Source organism: Mesorhizobium erdmanii USDA 3471, assembly GCF_000472705.1.
GTDB classification, from domain to species: Bacteria; Pseudomonadota; Alphaproteobacteria; order Rhizobiales; family Rhizobiaceae; genus Mesorhizobium; species Mesorhizobium erdmanii.
This window is the reverse complement of sequence record NZ_AXAE01000005.1, coordinates 283513-298007: the sequence shown is the minus strand read 5'-3', so window position 1 is coordinate 298007 and position 14495 is coordinate 283513. Positions and strand designations below refer to the sequence as shown.

General features: G+C 63.5%; 16 protein-coding genes and 1 pseudogene. 4 read left to right on the top strand and 13 right to left on the bottom strand.

Annotation, left to right across the window (positions count from 1 at the left end):
• Positions 1–25 precede the first annotated feature (25 nt).
• On the bottom strand, positions 26–610 hold the full coding sequence (gene tmpB / locus A3AU_RS0101415) for a (R)-1-hydroxy-2-trimethylaminoethylphosphonate oxygenase (protein WP_027051194.1): 585 nt from the start codon (positions 608–610) through the stop codon (positions 26–28).
• Positions 607–1758, bottom strand: a complete 1152-nt coding sequence (tmpA, locus tag A3AU_RS0101410) for a 2-trimethylaminoethylphosphonate dioxygenase (protein WP_027051193.1) — start codon at positions 1756–1758, stop codon at positions 607–609. Before tmpA ends, tmpB begins: the two co-directional genes overlap by 4 nt.
• A 118-nt stretch (positions 1759–1876) precedes the next feature.
• On the opposite strand from tmpA, the gene A3AU_RS0101405 reads away from it, so the two are divergent.
• The gene (locus A3AU_RS0101405) at positions 1877–2773 is read left to right on the top strand and encodes a LysR family transcriptional regulator (protein ID WP_027051192.1); all 897 of its coding nucleotides are present in this window, start codon (positions 1877–1879) and stop codon (positions 2771–2773) included.
• Between the two features lies 1 nt (position 2774).
• On the opposite strand, the gene A3AU_RS0101400 is transcribed toward A3AU_RS0101405, so the two are convergent.
• The 3 genes and pseudogenes from A3AU_RS0101400 to A3AU_RS0101395 form a co-directional block, all read right to left on the bottom strand.
• A complete protein-coding gene (locus A3AU_RS0101400) occupies positions 2775–3305 on the bottom strand; it encodes a GNAT family N-acetyltransferase (RefSeq protein ID WP_027051191.1) in 531 nt (176 codons plus the stop codon).
• 40 nt (positions 3306–3345) lie between these two features.
• Positions 3346–3653 (bottom strand): annotated as a pseudogene (locus A3AU_RS1000000140865) (hypothetical protein).
• 4 nt (positions 3654–3657) lie between these two features.
• The gene (locus A3AU_RS0101395; RefSeq protein ID WP_027051190.1) at positions 3658–4221 is read right to left on the bottom strand and encodes a helix-turn-helix domain-containing protein; all 564 of its coding nucleotides are present in this window, start codon (positions 4219–4221) and stop codon (positions 3658–3660) included.
• A gap of 154 nt (positions 4222–4375) precedes the next feature.
• On the opposite strand from A3AU_RS0101395, the gene A3AU_RS0101390 reads away from it, so the two are divergent.
• Complete coding sequence (locus A3AU_RS0101390; protein ID WP_027051189.1) at positions 4376–6208, top strand: ATP-binding protein; 1833 nt, start codon at positions 4376–4378, stop codon at positions 6206–6208.
• Between the two features lie 227 nt (positions 6209–6435).
• Here A3AU_RS0101390 and A3AU_RS0101385 read toward each other — a convergent pair whose 3' ends face one another.
• Complete coding sequence (locus A3AU_RS0101385) at positions 6436–7227, bottom strand: GGDEF domain-containing protein (protein WP_027051188.1); 792 nt, start codon at positions 7225–7227, stop codon at positions 6436–6438.
• Between the two features lie 104 nt (positions 7228–7331).
• Positions 7332–8321, bottom strand: a complete 990-nt coding sequence (miaA, locus tag A3AU_RS0101380) for a tRNA (adenosine(37)-N6)-dimethylallyltransferase MiaA (protein WP_027051187.1) — start codon at positions 8319–8321, stop codon at positions 7332–7334.
• On the opposite strand from miaA, the gene serB reads away from it, so the two are divergent.
• Both serB and A3AU_RS0101370 read left to right on the top strand, forming a co-directional pair.
• Positions 8311–9198: a phosphoserine phosphatase SerB gene (gene serB, locus A3AU_RS0101375; protein ID WP_027051186.1), complete on the top strand. Its 888-nt coding sequence runs from the start codon at positions 8311–8313 to the stop codon at positions 9196–9198. The two genes, miaA and serB, sit on opposite strands and share 11 nt — an antisense overlap.
• Positions 9195–9758 (top strand): GNAT family N-acetyltransferase, encoded by a 564-nt coding sequence (locus tag A3AU_RS0101370; protein WP_027051185.1) that lies wholly within the window; start codon positions 9195–9197, stop codon positions 9756–9758. The genes serB and A3AU_RS0101370 overlap by 4 nt, the downstream gene beginning before the upstream one ends.
• Here A3AU_RS0101370 and A3AU_RS0101365 read toward each other — a convergent pair whose 3' ends face one another.
• The 6 genes from A3AU_RS0101365 to hflK all read right to left on the bottom strand — a co-directional run bounded on the left by A3AU_RS0101365 (position 9759) and on the right by hflK (position 14432).
• The gene (locus A3AU_RS0101365) at positions 9759–10019 is read right to left on the bottom strand and encodes a pilus assembly protein HicB (protein WP_027051184.1); all 261 of its coding nucleotides are present in this window, start codon (positions 10017–10019) and stop codon (positions 9759–9761) included. It lies immediately after the preceding gene.
• The gene (locus tag A3AU_RS0101360; RefSeq protein WP_027051183.1) at positions 10016–10441 is read right to left on the bottom strand and encodes a putative toxin-antitoxin system toxin component, PIN family; all 426 of its coding nucleotides are present in this window, start codon (positions 10439–10441) and stop codon (positions 10016–10018) included. The genes A3AU_RS0101365 and A3AU_RS0101360 overlap by 4 nt, the downstream gene beginning before the upstream one ends.
• 47 nt (positions 10442–10488) lie before the next feature.
• Positions 10489–12003 (bottom strand): DegQ family serine endoprotease, encoded by a 1515-nt coding sequence (locus tag A3AU_RS0101355; RefSeq protein ID WP_027051182.1) that lies wholly within the window; start codon positions 12001–12003, stop codon positions 10489–10491.
• A 150-nt stretch (positions 12004–12153) separates the two neighbouring features.
• Positions 12154–12342 carry a DUF2065 domain-containing protein gene (locus A3AU_RS0101350; RefSeq protein ID WP_027051181.1) on the bottom strand — a complete coding sequence of 63 codons (189 nt, stop codon included), beginning with the start codon at positions 12340–12342 and terminating at the stop codon, positions 12154–12156.
• Between the two features lie 3 nt (positions 12343–12345).
• Complete coding sequence (hflC, locus tag A3AU_RS0101345; RefSeq protein ID WP_027051180.1) at positions 12346–13317, bottom strand: protease modulator HflC; 972 nt, start codon at positions 13315–13317, stop codon at positions 12346–12348.
• The gene (hflK, locus tag A3AU_RS0101340) at positions 13317–14432 is read right to left on the bottom strand and encodes an FtsH protease activity modulator HflK (RefSeq protein ID WP_027051179.1); all 1116 of its coding nucleotides are present in this window, start codon (positions 14430–14432) and stop codon (positions 13317–13319) included. The genes hflC and hflK overlap by 1 nt, the downstream gene beginning before the upstream one ends.
• Positions 14433–14495 lie beyond the last annotated feature (63 nt).

Sequence of the window (14495 nt, the reverse complement as noted above, 5' to 3'; positions counted from 1 at the left end):
TGTCTCCTCCCGGTGACGGGTTACGTTAGGCGCGATTGGCGAAGTCGTGCACGACGCGCTGGAGCAGCGGCACGTAGTCGCGAAACGCTCGCGTCTCCATGTTGGCGACCTTGCCGCCCTCGTCCCAGATGCGGACCCGCACCGCTTCCTCGTGGAACGGGTTCTCGCGGAACTCCGCCACCTCGTCCGCGCTCATCGGCCCGCCCTGCAGCGACAGCGTATGCACCGATGCCGGCGACAGCTTGGAGAAATAGGTCGGGTCAGTGGCGCAGAGATAGCGCTTGGCCGCGACATGCAGCCTGACGCATTCGACGATGACGGGCGGGAAGAACGGCGCCAGCACCTCGCCGCCGGCCTCGTCATGATGCTTGTCCTCGACATCGTCGGGCGAATAGGTGCCGAACTCGCTGGTATAGTGGCCGATGTCGTGCAGCAGCGCCGCGGCCACCAGTGCTTCGGGCGCGCCGTCCTGTTCCGCCAGCCAGGCGCCCTGCAGCATATGCTCGGACATCGTCACCGGCTCGCCGAGATAGGATTCCGCGCCCCGCCGCTCGAAAATGTCGGCGATGAACTCGACAATGTTGTCCGCGTTCAAATCCTGGCCGCTCATTCCGCGGCCTCCTTGAAGCTGTGCTCGATCGCCGCAAGCGTCGACAGCAAGCCATCCTTGTCGGCGTAGCAGCCCTGCAGCCAGCGTGTGCCGGTGCCGGAGAATGCCTTGCGGGCATGCATGACGCGGGTGTTGTCGACGATGAAGGCCTGACCTGCCTCCAGCTTGAACGTGACCTCGAAGGACGGATGCTCGATCAGTTCAGCGAACCGGCGATAGGCGGCATAATAGGCGTCCATGTCGGAGAACGGCACGTCGACGACAGGCGCCAGCGAGCGGTTGTTGAAGCGGATGCAGATCAGCTCGCCATCCGGCCCGAGCTCGATCATGGGGCGCTTCGCCTGCAGCCGCACGCCGGATGAACCGGCATATTCGAAACGCGCCGGGCAGCAACTCAACAGCCGGAAGCCTTCCGGGTTCTCGGCCTGCAGCGCGGCCGCGACGGCAAATCCGTCGACGACGCTGGACTCGCCACCCTCCACCGTATTCTCGATGCAGGACAGGATCTGCAGCGTCGGCACCGGATCGCGATAGGGATTGTCGGTGTGCGCCTGAAGGCCGAGATTGGTGTAGGCGAGATTGTTCGGATTGACCTCGGCCCGCACGTCGAACCAGCGGCCGTAATTGGTCTCCCTGATATAGCCGAACAGGTCGGACACCTTGCACAGCGAACCGGATTCGGCCGGCAGTCCGTCCATCACCGCAAAGCCATAGGTCCGCACCGACGAGAGCCATTCGCGCAGGACGCCGCGGCTATGAAATGCCGCCCGGTAGCCGGCGCGCGGCACCGAATTCTGCATCGTCGCCTTGGTCCAGCGCTGGACGATATCGGCTGTCCAGCCGGGCTGGCGGTGTTCGTCTCGATCATAGGCATTGGCGCTCAGCCATTGCGCTGGAAAGCTGACCGTTTTTCCTTCCGGCATGAAATTGACCTCCAGCGCGCCGGCCTTGATCAAAGCCGCCCCGATCCTGGTGTCGCGTGGAATGTCGAGGATGGTGACGAGGCGCTGGCCATTGCCGGCACTGCGTGTCTTGTCGTCGAGCGCATTGTCGCGCAGCCACATTGCGTGAAAGCGGGTGCGCCTCCCGTCCTGCCACCCAAGTTCGATTGTTCTGCCTTCGTCGCCGATCAGCGCGTGGGTGAGCATGGAGATCCGTTCCTGTCCGCTTCGCCCACGGCTCTATCCATGGGTTTCGGTTGCATGTTGGTCTCGCGACAGGCATAACTCAAATTATCATTTTTTGGCCAAAGATCATAAATAACTAATGGCTCGAAGAACCATCCCCGCGCTGCCGCCACTCGACTGGCTGCGCAGTTTCGAGGCCGCGGCGCGGCTGTCGAATTTCACCGCGGCCGCTGCCGAACTCGGCCTGACCCAGGCCGCCGTCAGTCAGCACATACGGTCTCTGGAGGACCGGCTGAAGACGCGCCTGTTCTCGCGGCTGGCGCGTGGCGTGGCGTTGTCGCCGGAGGGGGCCGCCTACCTGCCGCACATCCAGTCGGCCTTCGCCACTATCTCCAGCAGCACGGCGGAGCTGTTCGAGCCGCGCGCCGTCCAGACCGTCTCGATCCGGGTGCCGATCTCCTTTGCCCTGCTGATCCTGGTACCTGCGCTGCCCGATCTCGCCGAAGCATTGCCACGCATCCAGCTCGATCTGGTGACGATCCATCGGCCAACCGACTACGACCTGCCGGGCTCGGCGCTCGACATCCGTTTCGGCAACGGGTCCTTTCCCGGACGCGAGGCCGACATGCTGACAGCCGAGCGGCTTGGGCCCGTGGCAAGTCCGGCGCTCGCCGGCGCCGCCGACTGGACAGCGCTGCCGCTGCTTCTGGTCGCCGGCGCGCGCGAAATGTGGGCGGAATGGTTCGCCGCGGCCGGATTGGCCGGTCACCCCCAGCGATCGCATCGCTTCGACAGTTTCGTCGCCGCCATGGAGGCGGCAAGCGCCGGCGCTGGCGTGCTTCTCGGCTCGCGGCCGCTTGTCGACGCGGCACTCACGAGCAGGACCCTGGTGCCACTCTCGGGCTTCGAGCTATCCAGCACGTCAGGCCATTTCCTGACCCGAGCGTCGACGGCGCGCCTGACCAGCGCCGAAGAAGATTTCCGCCAATGGCTGCTGAGCTATCTGTCCAGGGAAACCTCTGCGCGACCGGCGTGAGCTATCGCGACGAAGCGCCGATACGCTTCCAGTAGATCAGCGTGCCGGTCAGCCCGCCATGCGGTTTTAGCGCATAGTCGGGTATTTCCCCAGCCAGGGTGAAACCGAGTCTTTCGTAAAGGCCTGAAGCACCCTCGTCCGTCGCCGTGTCAAGAACCAGCAGCGTGCGCCCCTTGTCCACTGCAAGACGCTCGGCGGCCCGCATCAGCCGCGTCCCGACACCCCTGCCCCGGTATTCAACCGACGTCATAAGCTTGGCGATCTCGGCCCGGTGCGGCTGGTTGGGCGGGCAATCGAGCAGCAGGGTCACGGTACCGACCAGGACCGTGCCATCCCATGCGCCGAGCACCATTCGCTCCCCTCTGGCCGCTGCCGCCAACGACTTCTCCCAGAACGCGCTCGCCGCTCCCGGCGCCAGCGGATGCATGAAGCTGACCGATCCGCCGGCCGCAACCGTCTCGACCAGCAGATCAGCCAGATGAGTCAGTGTTTCGGGACTGGGGCTCAGGGCTCCGATTTCGATGGAATTCATGGCCAGTCCTTTGGAAACGATGAATGGATTCAATGCCGCATCAGTCGAGATGGCGCACCGGCGTCGCTTGCGCGCGGCCTTGATGGCGCTGATGCGCTCGGTGTCTTCTTCCCTGAGATGCCGCCCGCGCTCGAGGATCTCGAGCGTGTATTCCTCATAGGTCAGGCCCAGCCGTTCGGCTTTGTCCATGCGCATCAGCATGACCTCTCGGCTCGGCGCCTTCCACGCCTTGGCGTGCGCGGCCTGCCAGGCGAGGAAAATATAGGGATCGCCCTTGCCCCATGGCGGTCCCTTGTACTCGTCAAGCGGCGGCCCCCCATTGTGGGAGCGCTTTGGCCGTCTCGCCATGATGTCAGCCTCTGACCAGCGCGACGAGATAGTCGGCGGCCGCCTCAGGAGCATGGAAGGTGCAGTCCGACGGCGCGCCGAGCGCCAGGCAGTCGCCAGGCTCCAACCTGTGCACTTGCTCGCCCTCGGTGAATTCGAGCTGCCCGGAAATCAGCCATATCTGTTGCTTGATGAAGGCATAGGAGGCCGCCGGCAGGCTGACCCTGGCGCCCGCCGGCAGATGCAACTTGATCAGTTCGAGCGGCATGTCGCTGGCCGGCGACAAATGTCGCCTGACATAGCCCGTATCGGGATCGCGCCAAACCGGCTGGGCGGCCTCGCGTAGCAGCCCGCCGCCCTGCAGCTCTGCCCGCGCGATGAGCGTCGACAGCGTCATGCCGAAGGCCGCCGCGATGCGCACCAGAAGGGTTGCCGTCGGACTGGTCATGCCGCGCTCGATCGTGCTCAGCATCGCCTTGGAAACACCGGATCGATCTGCGAGCTCGGCCAGCGACCAGTCCCGCAGGGTTCTTTCGGTGTGTATCCGCTTGCCGATGGTCGAGGAAATGTCGTTCGCTATATCATCCATTCGTCCATTATAGCGAAAGGATGATATTGGAAAAGAGCGATCTTGTAACAATTTTTGTCAGGCGCTTAATCCTCTCTACACCATCCGACCTCATCCGACCTTAACCCCATCCCTGTAGGGTCCGATCTCCAGGAAAATGGGGATTGGCCTGTCCATGTATGTCGAACGCGAAGCTTCCGTCGGAGAACCGACATCGCAGGAGCGCCGCAACGCAGAGCAGAACGACAGACGCATCCTGGGCAATGTCGTACAATGCGACGGCGCGCGCGCCACCATCAGCGCCTATGCCGACGATGTCGACGGCGCCGTCACCGGCCTGTGGACGGTCGGCAAGATGATCTCCATCAATCTGGGCACGACGCGAACCGTCGGCCTGGTCTATGCCATCGGCAAGTCGGACCGCGCCTGGAGCAGTGAAGGCCAGAACGCCATCGAGGTCAGCATCGAGCTGGTCGGCGAAGTGCGCGACGGTATTGAGCCCGGCGCCAAGCCGATCTTCGATCGCGGCATCACCACCTATCCGCATATCGGCGCAATAGCGCACCGTATCCGCACCCGCGATCTGCAGGCCGTCTACGACCTTGCCGGGCGTCATTCGATCACCGTCGGTTCGCTGGCGCAGGACGAGGCGATCGCCGCCAACATCGCCATCGACGACACTCTGGCGCGCCATTTCGCCATTGTCGGCACCACCGGCGTCGGCAAATCCACGGCCGTCTCGCTGCTGCTGCGCAAGTCGATCGAGGCGCGGCCCGATCTGCGCATCCTGATCCTCGATCCGCACAATGAATTTGCCTCGTCGCTGCCCGAATATTGCGTCAAGGTCGATTCCAAGACGCTCGATCTGCCATTCTGGATGTTCAAGCTCGAGGAATTCGCCGAGGTGCTGTTTCGCGGGCGTGAAACGGACGCCGAAGAAATCGACGCCCTGCGCGACCTCATCCCGCTTGCCAAGAACCTCTACCGCAATCCGAACTCAGGCGCCTATCTCAGGCGCGGCAACGATGCGTTGACCGCCGATACGCCGGTGCCTTACCGCATCGCGGACCTGCTCAAGCAGATCGACGAGCGTATGGGCATGCTGGAAAGCAAGAACGATCGCCCGACACTGAAATCGCTGAAGACGCGCATCGAATCGGCGGCCGCCGATCCGCGCTACCGCTTCATGTTCAGTTCGCGCCTGATCGAGGACACCATTCACGAGACGATCGGCAACATTTTCCGCGTGCCGCATCACGGCCGCCCGGTGACGTGCTTCGAGATGGCCGGCATGCCCTCCGAAGTGGTCAATTCCGTCTGTTCGGTGTTGGCGCGCCTGGCCTTCGATCTCGCTCTGTGGAGCGAGGGCAAGCTGCAGCTGCTGTTTCTGTGCGAGGAAGCGCACCGTTACATGCCGGCCGATCCGCGCCTCGGCTTCGCGCCAACCAGGCACGCGCTGTCGCGCATCGCCAAGGAAGGCCGCAAATATGGCTGCTATCTCGGCGTCGTCACCCAGCGTCCAGGCGAGCTTGACCCCACCATCCTGTCACAGTGCTCGACCTTCTTTGCCATGCGGCTGGCCAACGAGCAGGACCAGGCGATCATCCGTTCGGCCATCGCCGACTCGTCGGCCTCGACGCTTGCCTTCCTGTCGTCGATGGGCCAGCGCGAAGCCATTGCCTTCGGCGAAGGCGTAGCGACGACCATGCGGCTGAAATTCGAAAGATTGCCCAGCCACCTGCTTCCAGGCACGGCCAAGCGCGAAGAGGCCGAGTCGCCAAACGCAGGCAACGATGTCGATCTGGTGGCGATCGTCGAGCGGCTGCGCAACGTCCCGAAACCGACGCCGCAGGCGATGGCTTTCGCCGAGGTGGTCGATTCCGGGCGGCAGGCAGGCGACCCCGACTACCGCAAGCCCGCGACCACCCGCGTGCAGGCGGACGACGATTTCGACACCCGTTACGGCCTGAAGCCCGCGACCTTCGGCCTGCGCCCGCAGAACGATTGAGCCGAGAGCGTCACGCCCATTTGCCGGCAGTTCTGAGAAGCCGCGCCAGGCTTACATGGCTCTTCTTCGCTCGAAAGCTTGGGTAAATCCCGTCAGGGCATTCGTCAGGCCGAGTCGGCTGGTTGCTGTTTTCGAGAACCGGAGCGGAGCGGACTTTTGGTCCGTGAGCACCGGAAGCGCAGAAAATGGCGGCAGACGGCCGGCCTCACGAATTCAATGATGGGATTTTAGGCGCAGACGCGATTGCGGCCTTGCCGCTTGGCTTCATAGAGTTGCCTATCCGCCCGGCGGTAGAACGCCTCGGCCGTTTCCTGGCGGTCCCAGACGGCAAGACCGACGCTGGTCGTGATCTTGAGCCGGACATTGCCCGAGAGTATCGACATGTTGGCGATCGCCTTGCGGATGCGCTCGGCGAATTTGGCCAGCAGTTCCGCCTCCATGTTGGGCGTAACGACGGCGAACTCCTCGCCGCCCAGCCGCGCCACCACGTCGTGGTAGCGTGTCATGTCCTTGAGGCAACTGGCGACAGCCTTGAGCACCTCGTCGCCGACATCGTGGCCATGAGTGTCGTTGACCTGCTTGAAATGATCGAGATCGAGGATCATCAGCCCGACCGGCTTTTCGATGCGCCGGAACTCCTCGAGATATTCCTTGAGCGCATCGTCGAAATAGCGCCGGTTCTGCATGCCGGTCAGGCCATCCGTCAGGGCCGCGTGCTCGAACGTTTCGGAGCGGGCGCTGAGCGAAACCGTCATGGCGCGCAGCTTGCCTTCCTCCGTCGCCTGTTTGCGGATCAGCGGGTAGATGAAGAAGATGCCGAAGAACAGTGCGGTCGCCAGCAGCACGCCCGTCGCGAACAGCAGCTTGTTGAGGTAGATGACCTTGTCCAGGCCCGACTGCGTCTGGAGTTCCGTGGCGAAGGATTGCAAGAGACCATAGGCGTGCAGCGTCACCAGGCCAGCGGCCAGGATCACGAAAATAAAGACGAAAAAAGCGGATTCCGCCTTATGGAAACGCATCTGCTCCCCAATGGAAATGTGCCCATCGACCTTATGGCACGGGCCGCCTTACGGAGCGTTAATCCGACAACTTCGGCGGGAACCCTTCCCTCAAGGTCAACTTTTTAAGTTGCATTAGCAACAAGTGTTTGGATCGTGGTTTCGAGATCGTCACCCGCGCGCAGCCTTTGCCATTCTGGCCCCAGCTGATGCCGAAACCAGGTCGACTGCCGCTTGGCATATTGCCGGGTTGCGATCTTGGCGCGCTCGATCGCTTCGGGAAAGCCCAGCTGTCCGGCCATCGCGGCCTGCAGTTCACGAACGCCGATCGCCTTCATCGCAGGCAGATCCGGATCGAGGCGAAGGGCCGCTATTTCCCTGACCTCCTCCAGCGCGCCCTTGTCCAGCATCTGGTCGAAGCGCCGCTCGATGCGATCGACCAGCGCGGCCCGGTCCGGCTCGATGACGAGGAAACGCGCCGTCTGCCTGTCGATGAGCGGCCGGCCGCGCTCTGCCTGCCATTCCAGGATCGATCGCCCGGAGGCATCCAGCACCTCGAGCGCCCGCACGATCCGCTGGCTGTCGGTTGGCTTCAACTGCATGGCGGCCTTCGAATCCTCGCGCAGCAAAAGGGCGTGCAGCTTGACCGCGCCTTGCTCTTTCAACTCGTAGCGCCAGCGGTCGCGGATGCGCGGTGGAATGTCGGGCATTTCCGAAATACCCTCGGCCAGCGCGCGAAAGTAGAGCCCGGTGCCACCGACGAAGACCGGCCGACGCGACAGCGTTCCGTCAGGCCGGTCGAAAAACGTGCCGTCGTCAATGAGTTTCATCACATCGCGCAGCCATGCGCCGGTCGAATAGGCGGTAGCGGGATGGACATGGCCGTAGAGAAAATGCGGCACCCGAGCGAGGTCAGCCGCCTCCGGCCGGGCGGTCAGCACATCGAGGACCGAATAGCCCTGCATGGAATCGGTGTTGACGATCACGCCGCCTGTGCGTTCGGCGAGATCGAGCGCCAGTGCCGACTTGCCGCTGGCGGTCGGCCCGGCTATCAGGATCGCGTTCTTCACGCGGCCTTCGCCCGCATCCGCGCCGGAATTCTCCATGCCGCTCATTGCCACGCTTGTTTCCCGTCCCGCCGACCGCGCTCTGTCGCCGTCGCTTGCGACTATGGCCTCACGGTCCGTCGGCGCAAGCACTGTCGTCTGGCTGGCCGAAGGCATTGCCTGCGATCTTGCCTTGCCGCAAGAGGCCGACCCCGCCGATATAACGAATGCCCTGCGCGCCGCACTGGCCACGGAGCCGGTCGACGTCATCGTCCAGCAGACCGAGACGCGTCGCAAGAAAATCCTCATCGCCGACATGGATTCGACCATGATCGACCAGGAATGCATCGACGAACTGGCCGACGAGATCGGCGTCAAGGATCGCGTTGCGGCCATCACCGCGCGTTCCATGAATGGCGAGATCGCCTTCGAGCCGGCGCTGCGCGAGCGCGTCGCGCTGTTGAAGGGGCTCGATGCCGCCGTCGTCGACCGCATCGTTGCCAACCGGCTGACATTGGCTGCGGGCGGCCGCGCACTGGTCCGGACCATGCGCGCCAACGGCGCCTGGACGGCCCTGGTCTCGGGCGGCTTCGAGGTCTTCACGACGCGCATCGCCGCCATGCTGGGCTTTCAGGAAAACCGCGCCAATCGTCTGCTCGAACAGGACGGACGCTTCACCGGCCTGGTCGGCGAACCGATCCTCGGCCGCGCCGCCAAGGCTGACGCTCTGATCGGGATTTCGGCGCGTCTTGGATTGACGCCGGACGATGCCATCGCGGTCGGCGACGGCGCCAATGATCTCGACATGATCCGCCTCGCCGGCACTGGTGTGGCGCTGCATGCCAAGCCGACCGTGGCGGCGCAGGCAAAGGTTCGCATCGACCATGGCGACCTCACCGCATTGCTCTACCTTCAGGGCTACCGGAGTGAGGAAATCGTCCAATGAAACCCATGCGAACCGAGCGCCTCATCCTGCGTAACTGGGAAGAGCGCGACCGCGAGCTCTTCCATCGCATCAATTCCGATGACCGTGTCATGGAATTCTTCCCGTTCCGTCGCGACCGTGCCGCCGCTGACGCCAAGATGGACGAGGTCCGCGCCTGGATCGATAAGGACGCCTATGGCTTTGCCGCAGCCGAAATTGCCGCCACGGGCGAGTGCATCGGCTTTGTCGGGCTATCGGGAACAGAGGATATCGACGTCCTTCCGGCCGGCACGATCGAGATCGGCTGGCGGCTGGCGCCCGAATTCTGGGGGAAGGGCTACGTCACCGAAGCTTCTGAAGCCTGGCTGGCCTACGGCTTCGAGACATTGGCCGTCGACGAGATCGTCTCCTTCGCCGTCGCGGAAAACCACCGCTCGACCGCCGTCATGAAACGCCTCGGAATGACAGCCGATCCCTCGGCCGACTTCGACCATCCCGCCATTCCTGACAGCCATCCGAAGCTCAAGCGGCATGTGCTCTACCGTCTCGCTGCAGCGGATTGGCGGGGGGTTCGTCGCTGATCAGTGCCTGTCAGGTGGAAGCTCGTCGCCGGGTTGCGGCGACCTGTCTGCGACCTGCTCAAGCATCTGTGCGAAATCGCCGGTTGACGCATTACCAGCCCGGCGACGCAAGAAGGCGGCTGCCGTTTCCATTGCCCCTACCTTCTGTGCCACAGCCGATGCAATCCATTGATTGAGCGACACGCCATCAGCCTTCGCGAAGCGCGCTGCTGCTTCCTTGACCGACAGTGGGAGTTTCAACGGATAAGTCGCCTTGCTCATGTTCGAAGTCCTTCCAGAAACTCGGCCGGGCTTACAACTCGAACGTCGAACCGGCCTGCCACGGCGGAAAAATCCCGGCGATTGTGAGTCACCAGCGCATCTGCTCGACCGTTGATGGCAGCTTCAAGCACCATCTCATCCTTCGGATCGCTCAACTGCGGGCGCCAAAGAAAGTGTAACTCGACAGGCGCCGCCAAAGTGGCGAAGCCAGCAAGCAAGCGATCGAGATCCGCGGTGGACAATCCGTGAGCTGCCATCTGCTCGGGTCTGGTCAGTACGGTCTCGTATTCAAGAAACAGCGCTGTCGTCACCAATGGGCAAATCTGTTGATCCGCAACCAATTGCAGGATGGCAAACGATGCGCCATTCCTGCTTCGCAAACCTGCCGTCAGAACGTTTGTATCCAGTACGATCCGCTTCACAAGTCAAAATAGTACATCCCATGGGATGTTACAACATGCCTGTTCGCTCAATCCATCCGGATCGTTACGAAGCGCAACTCGCCGGTCTTCGAGGCCAGCATCAGGAGCGCGTTCTTACGGCCCTGCTCCTTCAGCGCGCCTATCCTGTCCATGACATCCTTGGGCGTGGCGACCGATTCCTGCGCGATTTCGGTGATCACTTCGCCGGGCTGGATACCACGTTCGGCGGCGGCCGAGTCCTTGGCCACATCGGTGACGACGACGCCGGAGACATCGGCGGCGATGCTGAACTTCTTGCGCGTCTCGTCATTCAGTTCGCCGACGGTCATGCCGAGCACCGAAGCGGTCGAGACCGCCGGTGCCTTGTCGCCCTTTTGCTGGTCCGTGTTGCCATTCTCGCCACTGGCGAGCTTCTCGCCATCTTCGAGCCGGCCGAGCGTCACCTTTACCGTCTGCTCGACGCCCTTGCGCACGATCAGCACGTCGACCGCCTTGCCGACCGGGCTTTCGGCAACGACACGCGGCAGGTCGCGCATTTCATGGATGTCCTTGCCGTCGAACTTGAGGATGACGTCGCCCGCCTGGATGGTGCCGTTGTCGACCGGTCCGCCCTTGATGACGCCGGCCACCAGCGCGCCCTTGGCGGTCGCCATGCCGAGGCTCTCGGCGATGTCGTCCGTCACCGGCTGGATACGCACGCCGAGCCAGCCGCGGCGTGTCTCGCCATACTGGCGCAACTGGTCGACGACGCCCGAGGCGAGCTGCGAGGGAATGGAGAAGCCGATGCCGATCGAACCGCCGGACGGCGAAATGATCGCCGTGTTCATGCCGATAACTTCACCAGCGCTGTTGAACAGCGGTCCGCCCGAATTGCCGCGATTGATCGCCGCATCGGTCTGAATGAAGTCATCATAGGGACCGGAGTTGATGTCGCGGTTGCGGGCCGAGACGATGCCGACCGTAACCGTGCCGCCAAGGCCGAACGGATTGCCGACCGCCATCACCCAGTCGCCGACGCGCATCTTGGTGGAATCACCGAACTTCACCGCTGTCAGCTTGTGGCCTTTCGGATCGACCTTCAGCACCGCGACATCGGTCTTGGTGTCGGTGCCGACCAGCGTCGCCTTCAAGGTGACGCCATCGGAGAAATTGACCTCGATGTCGTCGGCGTCCGCGATCACGTGGTTGTTGGTGACGACGATGCCTTGCTCGGCGTCGATGACGAAGCCGGAGCCCAGCGACTGGACCTTCTGCGAGCCGGCATCCTTGTCGCCGCCTTTGTTCTTGAAGAAATCATCGAAGAAATCCTGGAACGGCGAACCTTCGGGCAGCTGCGGCATCGGCACCGCGCCTGGGCCTTCCGTGCCCTTCACGGTCTGCGAGGTCGAGATGTTGACCACCGCGCCGAGCACACGCTCCGCCAGATCGGCCACCGACGCAGGCCCATCGGCGGCGAAGGCCGGCGGCGTGAAGGACGGGACGGCAGCCGCGCCGACAAGAAGCGCCGCCGTACCGGCGATGAACGTCCGCCGTGCCGCGCGCAAAATGGATGTGGATGTCATCGAGAAGCCTCCCGGTCTTTCCTAGAGAGAAAGCGCTACGGCGAAAACACCGCGTTGCGCCATGTTGGCAAAAAATACGGCACGTTTGCGGCTACGACTACCGGCTGAGGATAAATCCTTCATTATGCCGGAGATCAAAACATAGCGTTCTCATGCGCCCCGGACCAGCCAGACGATGCCGACACCGACGCCGATCGCGACCAGCCCGGCGATCCGCAACGCATTCTCCGGCATCGACAGCACCTCGCTCGCGAGTTTCCTCGCCAAGCTCGGAAAGCCGCCATAGACCAGGCCCTCTATCACGAGGACCAGGCCTATCGCCGCGAAGAAATCTTGCACCGGCTATTGCTGGCCGGTGCTAGGTTGTGTCGCCGGCGCGGCAGGCGCCGCCGCTGGAGCGACGGGCGCAGCGGGCGTCGGTTTGGCCGGCCCTTCCTTGCCGTCCGGATCACGGAAGAAACGGAAGAACTCCGAACTCGGCGACAGCACCATGGTCGTCCCAGTGTTGTCCAGCGCCGTGCCATAGGCATTCATCGACCGGTAGAAATCGAAGAAGGCCGGGTCGCGCTTGTAGGCGTCGGCGAAGGTCGCACTGCGCTGGGCTTCGCCCTCGCCGCGCAGGATCTCGGACTCCTTCTGCGCTTCGGCAACGATCTCGACCACTTCGCGATCGGCGCGTGCCGTAATGCGCTGGGCCGCCTCGTTGCCGCGTGCCCGAAGCCGAGCGGCCTCGGCCAGACGTTCGGCCTTCATGCGGTCGTAGGTCTGCTGAGAAACCTCGGCCGTGAGGTCGGTGCGGCGGATGCGGACATCCTCGATCTGCAGGCCGAGCGACGTGGCGTCGGGCCGCAGCTGATCGCGCACTTCGCGCATCATCACAGCGCGCTCTTCCGAGAGCGCCGCCTCGAAGTCGCGCAGACCGTAGACACGGCGCAAGGCAGCGTCGAGACGTGTGCGCAGCCGCTGTTCGGCCAGATCGATGCTGCCAGACACGGCTGCACGGAAGACGCGTGGATCCGAGATGCGGTAGGCGATGAATGCGTCGACCTCATAGAACTTGCCGCCCGACACCTGCACACGGATGTTGTCGAGATCGAAACGCAGCACCCTGTTCTCGATCAGTTGCACCGTATCGGCGTCGAAGAACGAGAACGGCGCCTTGAAGTAGATGCCGGGCTCACTCTTGACGTCGACGATCTCGCCGAAGCGCAGCACCAACGCCTGCTGGCGGGCATTGACCACGAAGACCGAGGAATAGATCAGGAAGAGGATGACCGCCGCGATGACGACGAAGATGGGAAGACGGTTGGCCATCATTGTGCAGCTCCCGTGTTCGCGGCAGGCGCGGCCGCGGCCGGCGGTTTCGGCTGCAACGCCGGCAGCGGCAGATAAGGCACGACACCTTGTCCGTTGCCCTGCTCGACGATGACCTTGCTCGAGTCCTTCAGAACCTTCTCCATGGTTTCCAGATAAAGGCGTTTGCGCGTGACGTCGGGTGCCTTGGCATATTCGTCATAGACCGAAATGAAGCGCTGGGCTTCACCTTCGGCTTCCTGCACCACGCGGTTCTTGTAGGCGGCGGCGTCTTCGCGGATCTGTGCCGCCTCGCCGCGCGCCTGGCCAAGCTTCTGGTTGGAATACTGGTTGGCCTGCTCGACGAACTTGTCCTCGTCCTGCTCGGCGCGCTGCACCTCGTCGAACGCATCAGCGACTTCGCGCGGCGGAGCCGCATCCTCGATGGAGACGGCGTTGATGTTGAGGCCGGCCTTGTAGCCGTCCAGCGTCGTCTGGATGATCTCGCGCACCGAGGCCGCTATGCCCTGGCGGTCATCGCGAAAGATGTCCTGTGCCGGCCGGCGGCCGACGGCTTCTCGCATGGCGCTTTCGGCAACCTGCCGCAGCATGCCGTCCGGGTCGGAGACATCGAACAGATAGGCGCGCGGATCGGAGACCTGATAAGCCACCGAAAACTGCACGTTGACGATGTTCTGGTCGCCCGACAGCATCAGGCCGTTGCCGCTGGTGTTGCCGCCGCCAATGTCGACGAGCTGCTCGGAAATCTTAGCCGTCTCGACGGTTTCAAGCGGCCACCAATGGAAATGCAGGCCTGGCTGGGAGAGTTCGGGCTTCGGCTTGCCGAAGCGCAGTTCGACCGCGACCTCGTCGGGCTGCACCGTATAGACCGCCTGGAATGCCCAGAGAACGACCAGCACCGCGCCGATCAACCCGAACACCGCCGGGCTGGCGCCGCCGCCACCGGGCAGCGCGCGCCGCAGCCGGTCCTGGCCGCGGCGGATGATGTCTTCGAGGTCGGGAGGCGACCCCTGCGGGCCGCTTGGCCCCTTCGGCCCCTGCCCCCAGGGTCCCTGATTGTTACCGCCGCCGCCCCACGGGCCGCCGCCTCCACCACTCTTGTCGTTCCAGGGCATGAATGTCCTTTCGCTTGGAATTCCCTCAAGCGCCGGAGTTACGGCGCAAATCCAGTGTCGTTC

What these genes read in the sequence shown, in the direction of transcription:
- tmpA (WP_027051193.1), bottom strand. Translation starts at nt 1,758, where the DNA reads ATGCTCACCCACGCGCTGATCGGCGACGAAGGCAGAACAATCGAACTT.
- hflK (WP_027051179.1), bottom strand. Translation starts at nt 14,432, where the DNA reads ATGCCCTGGAACGACAAGAGTGGTGGAGGCGGCGGCCCGTGGGGCGGC.
- A3AU_RS0101370 (WP_027051185.1), top strand. Translation starts at nt 9,195, where the DNA reads ATGAAACCCATGCGAACCGAGCGCCTCATCCTGCGTAACTGGGAAGAG.
- A3AU_RS0101400 (WP_027051191.1), bottom strand. Translation starts at nt 3,305, where the DNA reads ATGAATTCCATCGAAATCGGAGCCCTGAGCCCCAGTCCCGAAACACTG.
- A3AU_RS0101390 (WP_027051189.1), top strand. Translation starts at nt 4,376, where the DNA reads ATGTATGTCGAACGCGAAGCTTCCGTCGGAGAACCGACATCGCAGGAG.
- miaA (WP_027051187.1), bottom strand. Translation starts at nt 8,321, where the DNA reads ATGAGCGGCATGGAGAATTCCGGCGCGGATGCGGGCGAAGGCCGCGTG.
- serB (WP_027051186.1), top strand. Translation starts at nt 8,311, where the DNA reads ATGCCGCTCATTGCCACGCTTGTTTCCCGTCCCGCCGACCGCGCTCTG.
- A3AU_RS0101405 (WP_027051192.1), top strand. Translation starts at nt 1,877, where the DNA reads ATGGCTCGAAGAACCATCCCCGCGCTGCCGCCACTCGACTGGCTGCGC.
- A3AU_RS0101395 (WP_027051190.1), bottom strand. Translation starts at nt 4,221, where the DNA reads ATGGATGATATAGCGAACGACATTTCCTCGACCATCGGCAAGCGGATA.
- A3AU_RS0101355 (WP_027051182.1), bottom strand. Translation starts at nt 12,003, where the DNA reads ATGACATCCACATCCATTTTGCGCGCGGCACGGCGGACGTTCATCGCC.
- hflC (WP_027051180.1), bottom strand. Translation starts at nt 13,317, where the DNA reads ATGGCCAACCGTCTTCCCATCTTCGTCGTCATCGCGGCGGTCATCCTC.
- tmpB (WP_027051194.1), bottom strand. Translation starts at nt 610, where the DNA reads ATGAGCGGCCAGGATTTGAACGCGGACAACATTGTCGAGTTCATCGCC.
- A3AU_RS0101385 (WP_027051188.1), bottom strand. Translation starts at nt 7,227, where the DNA reads ATGCGTTTCCATAAGGCGGAATCCGCTTTTTTCGTCTTTATTTTCGTG.
- A3AU_RS0101365 (WP_027051184.1), bottom strand. Translation starts at nt 10,019, where the DNA reads ATGAGCAAGGCGACTTATCCGTTGAAACTCCCACTGTCGGTCAAGGAA.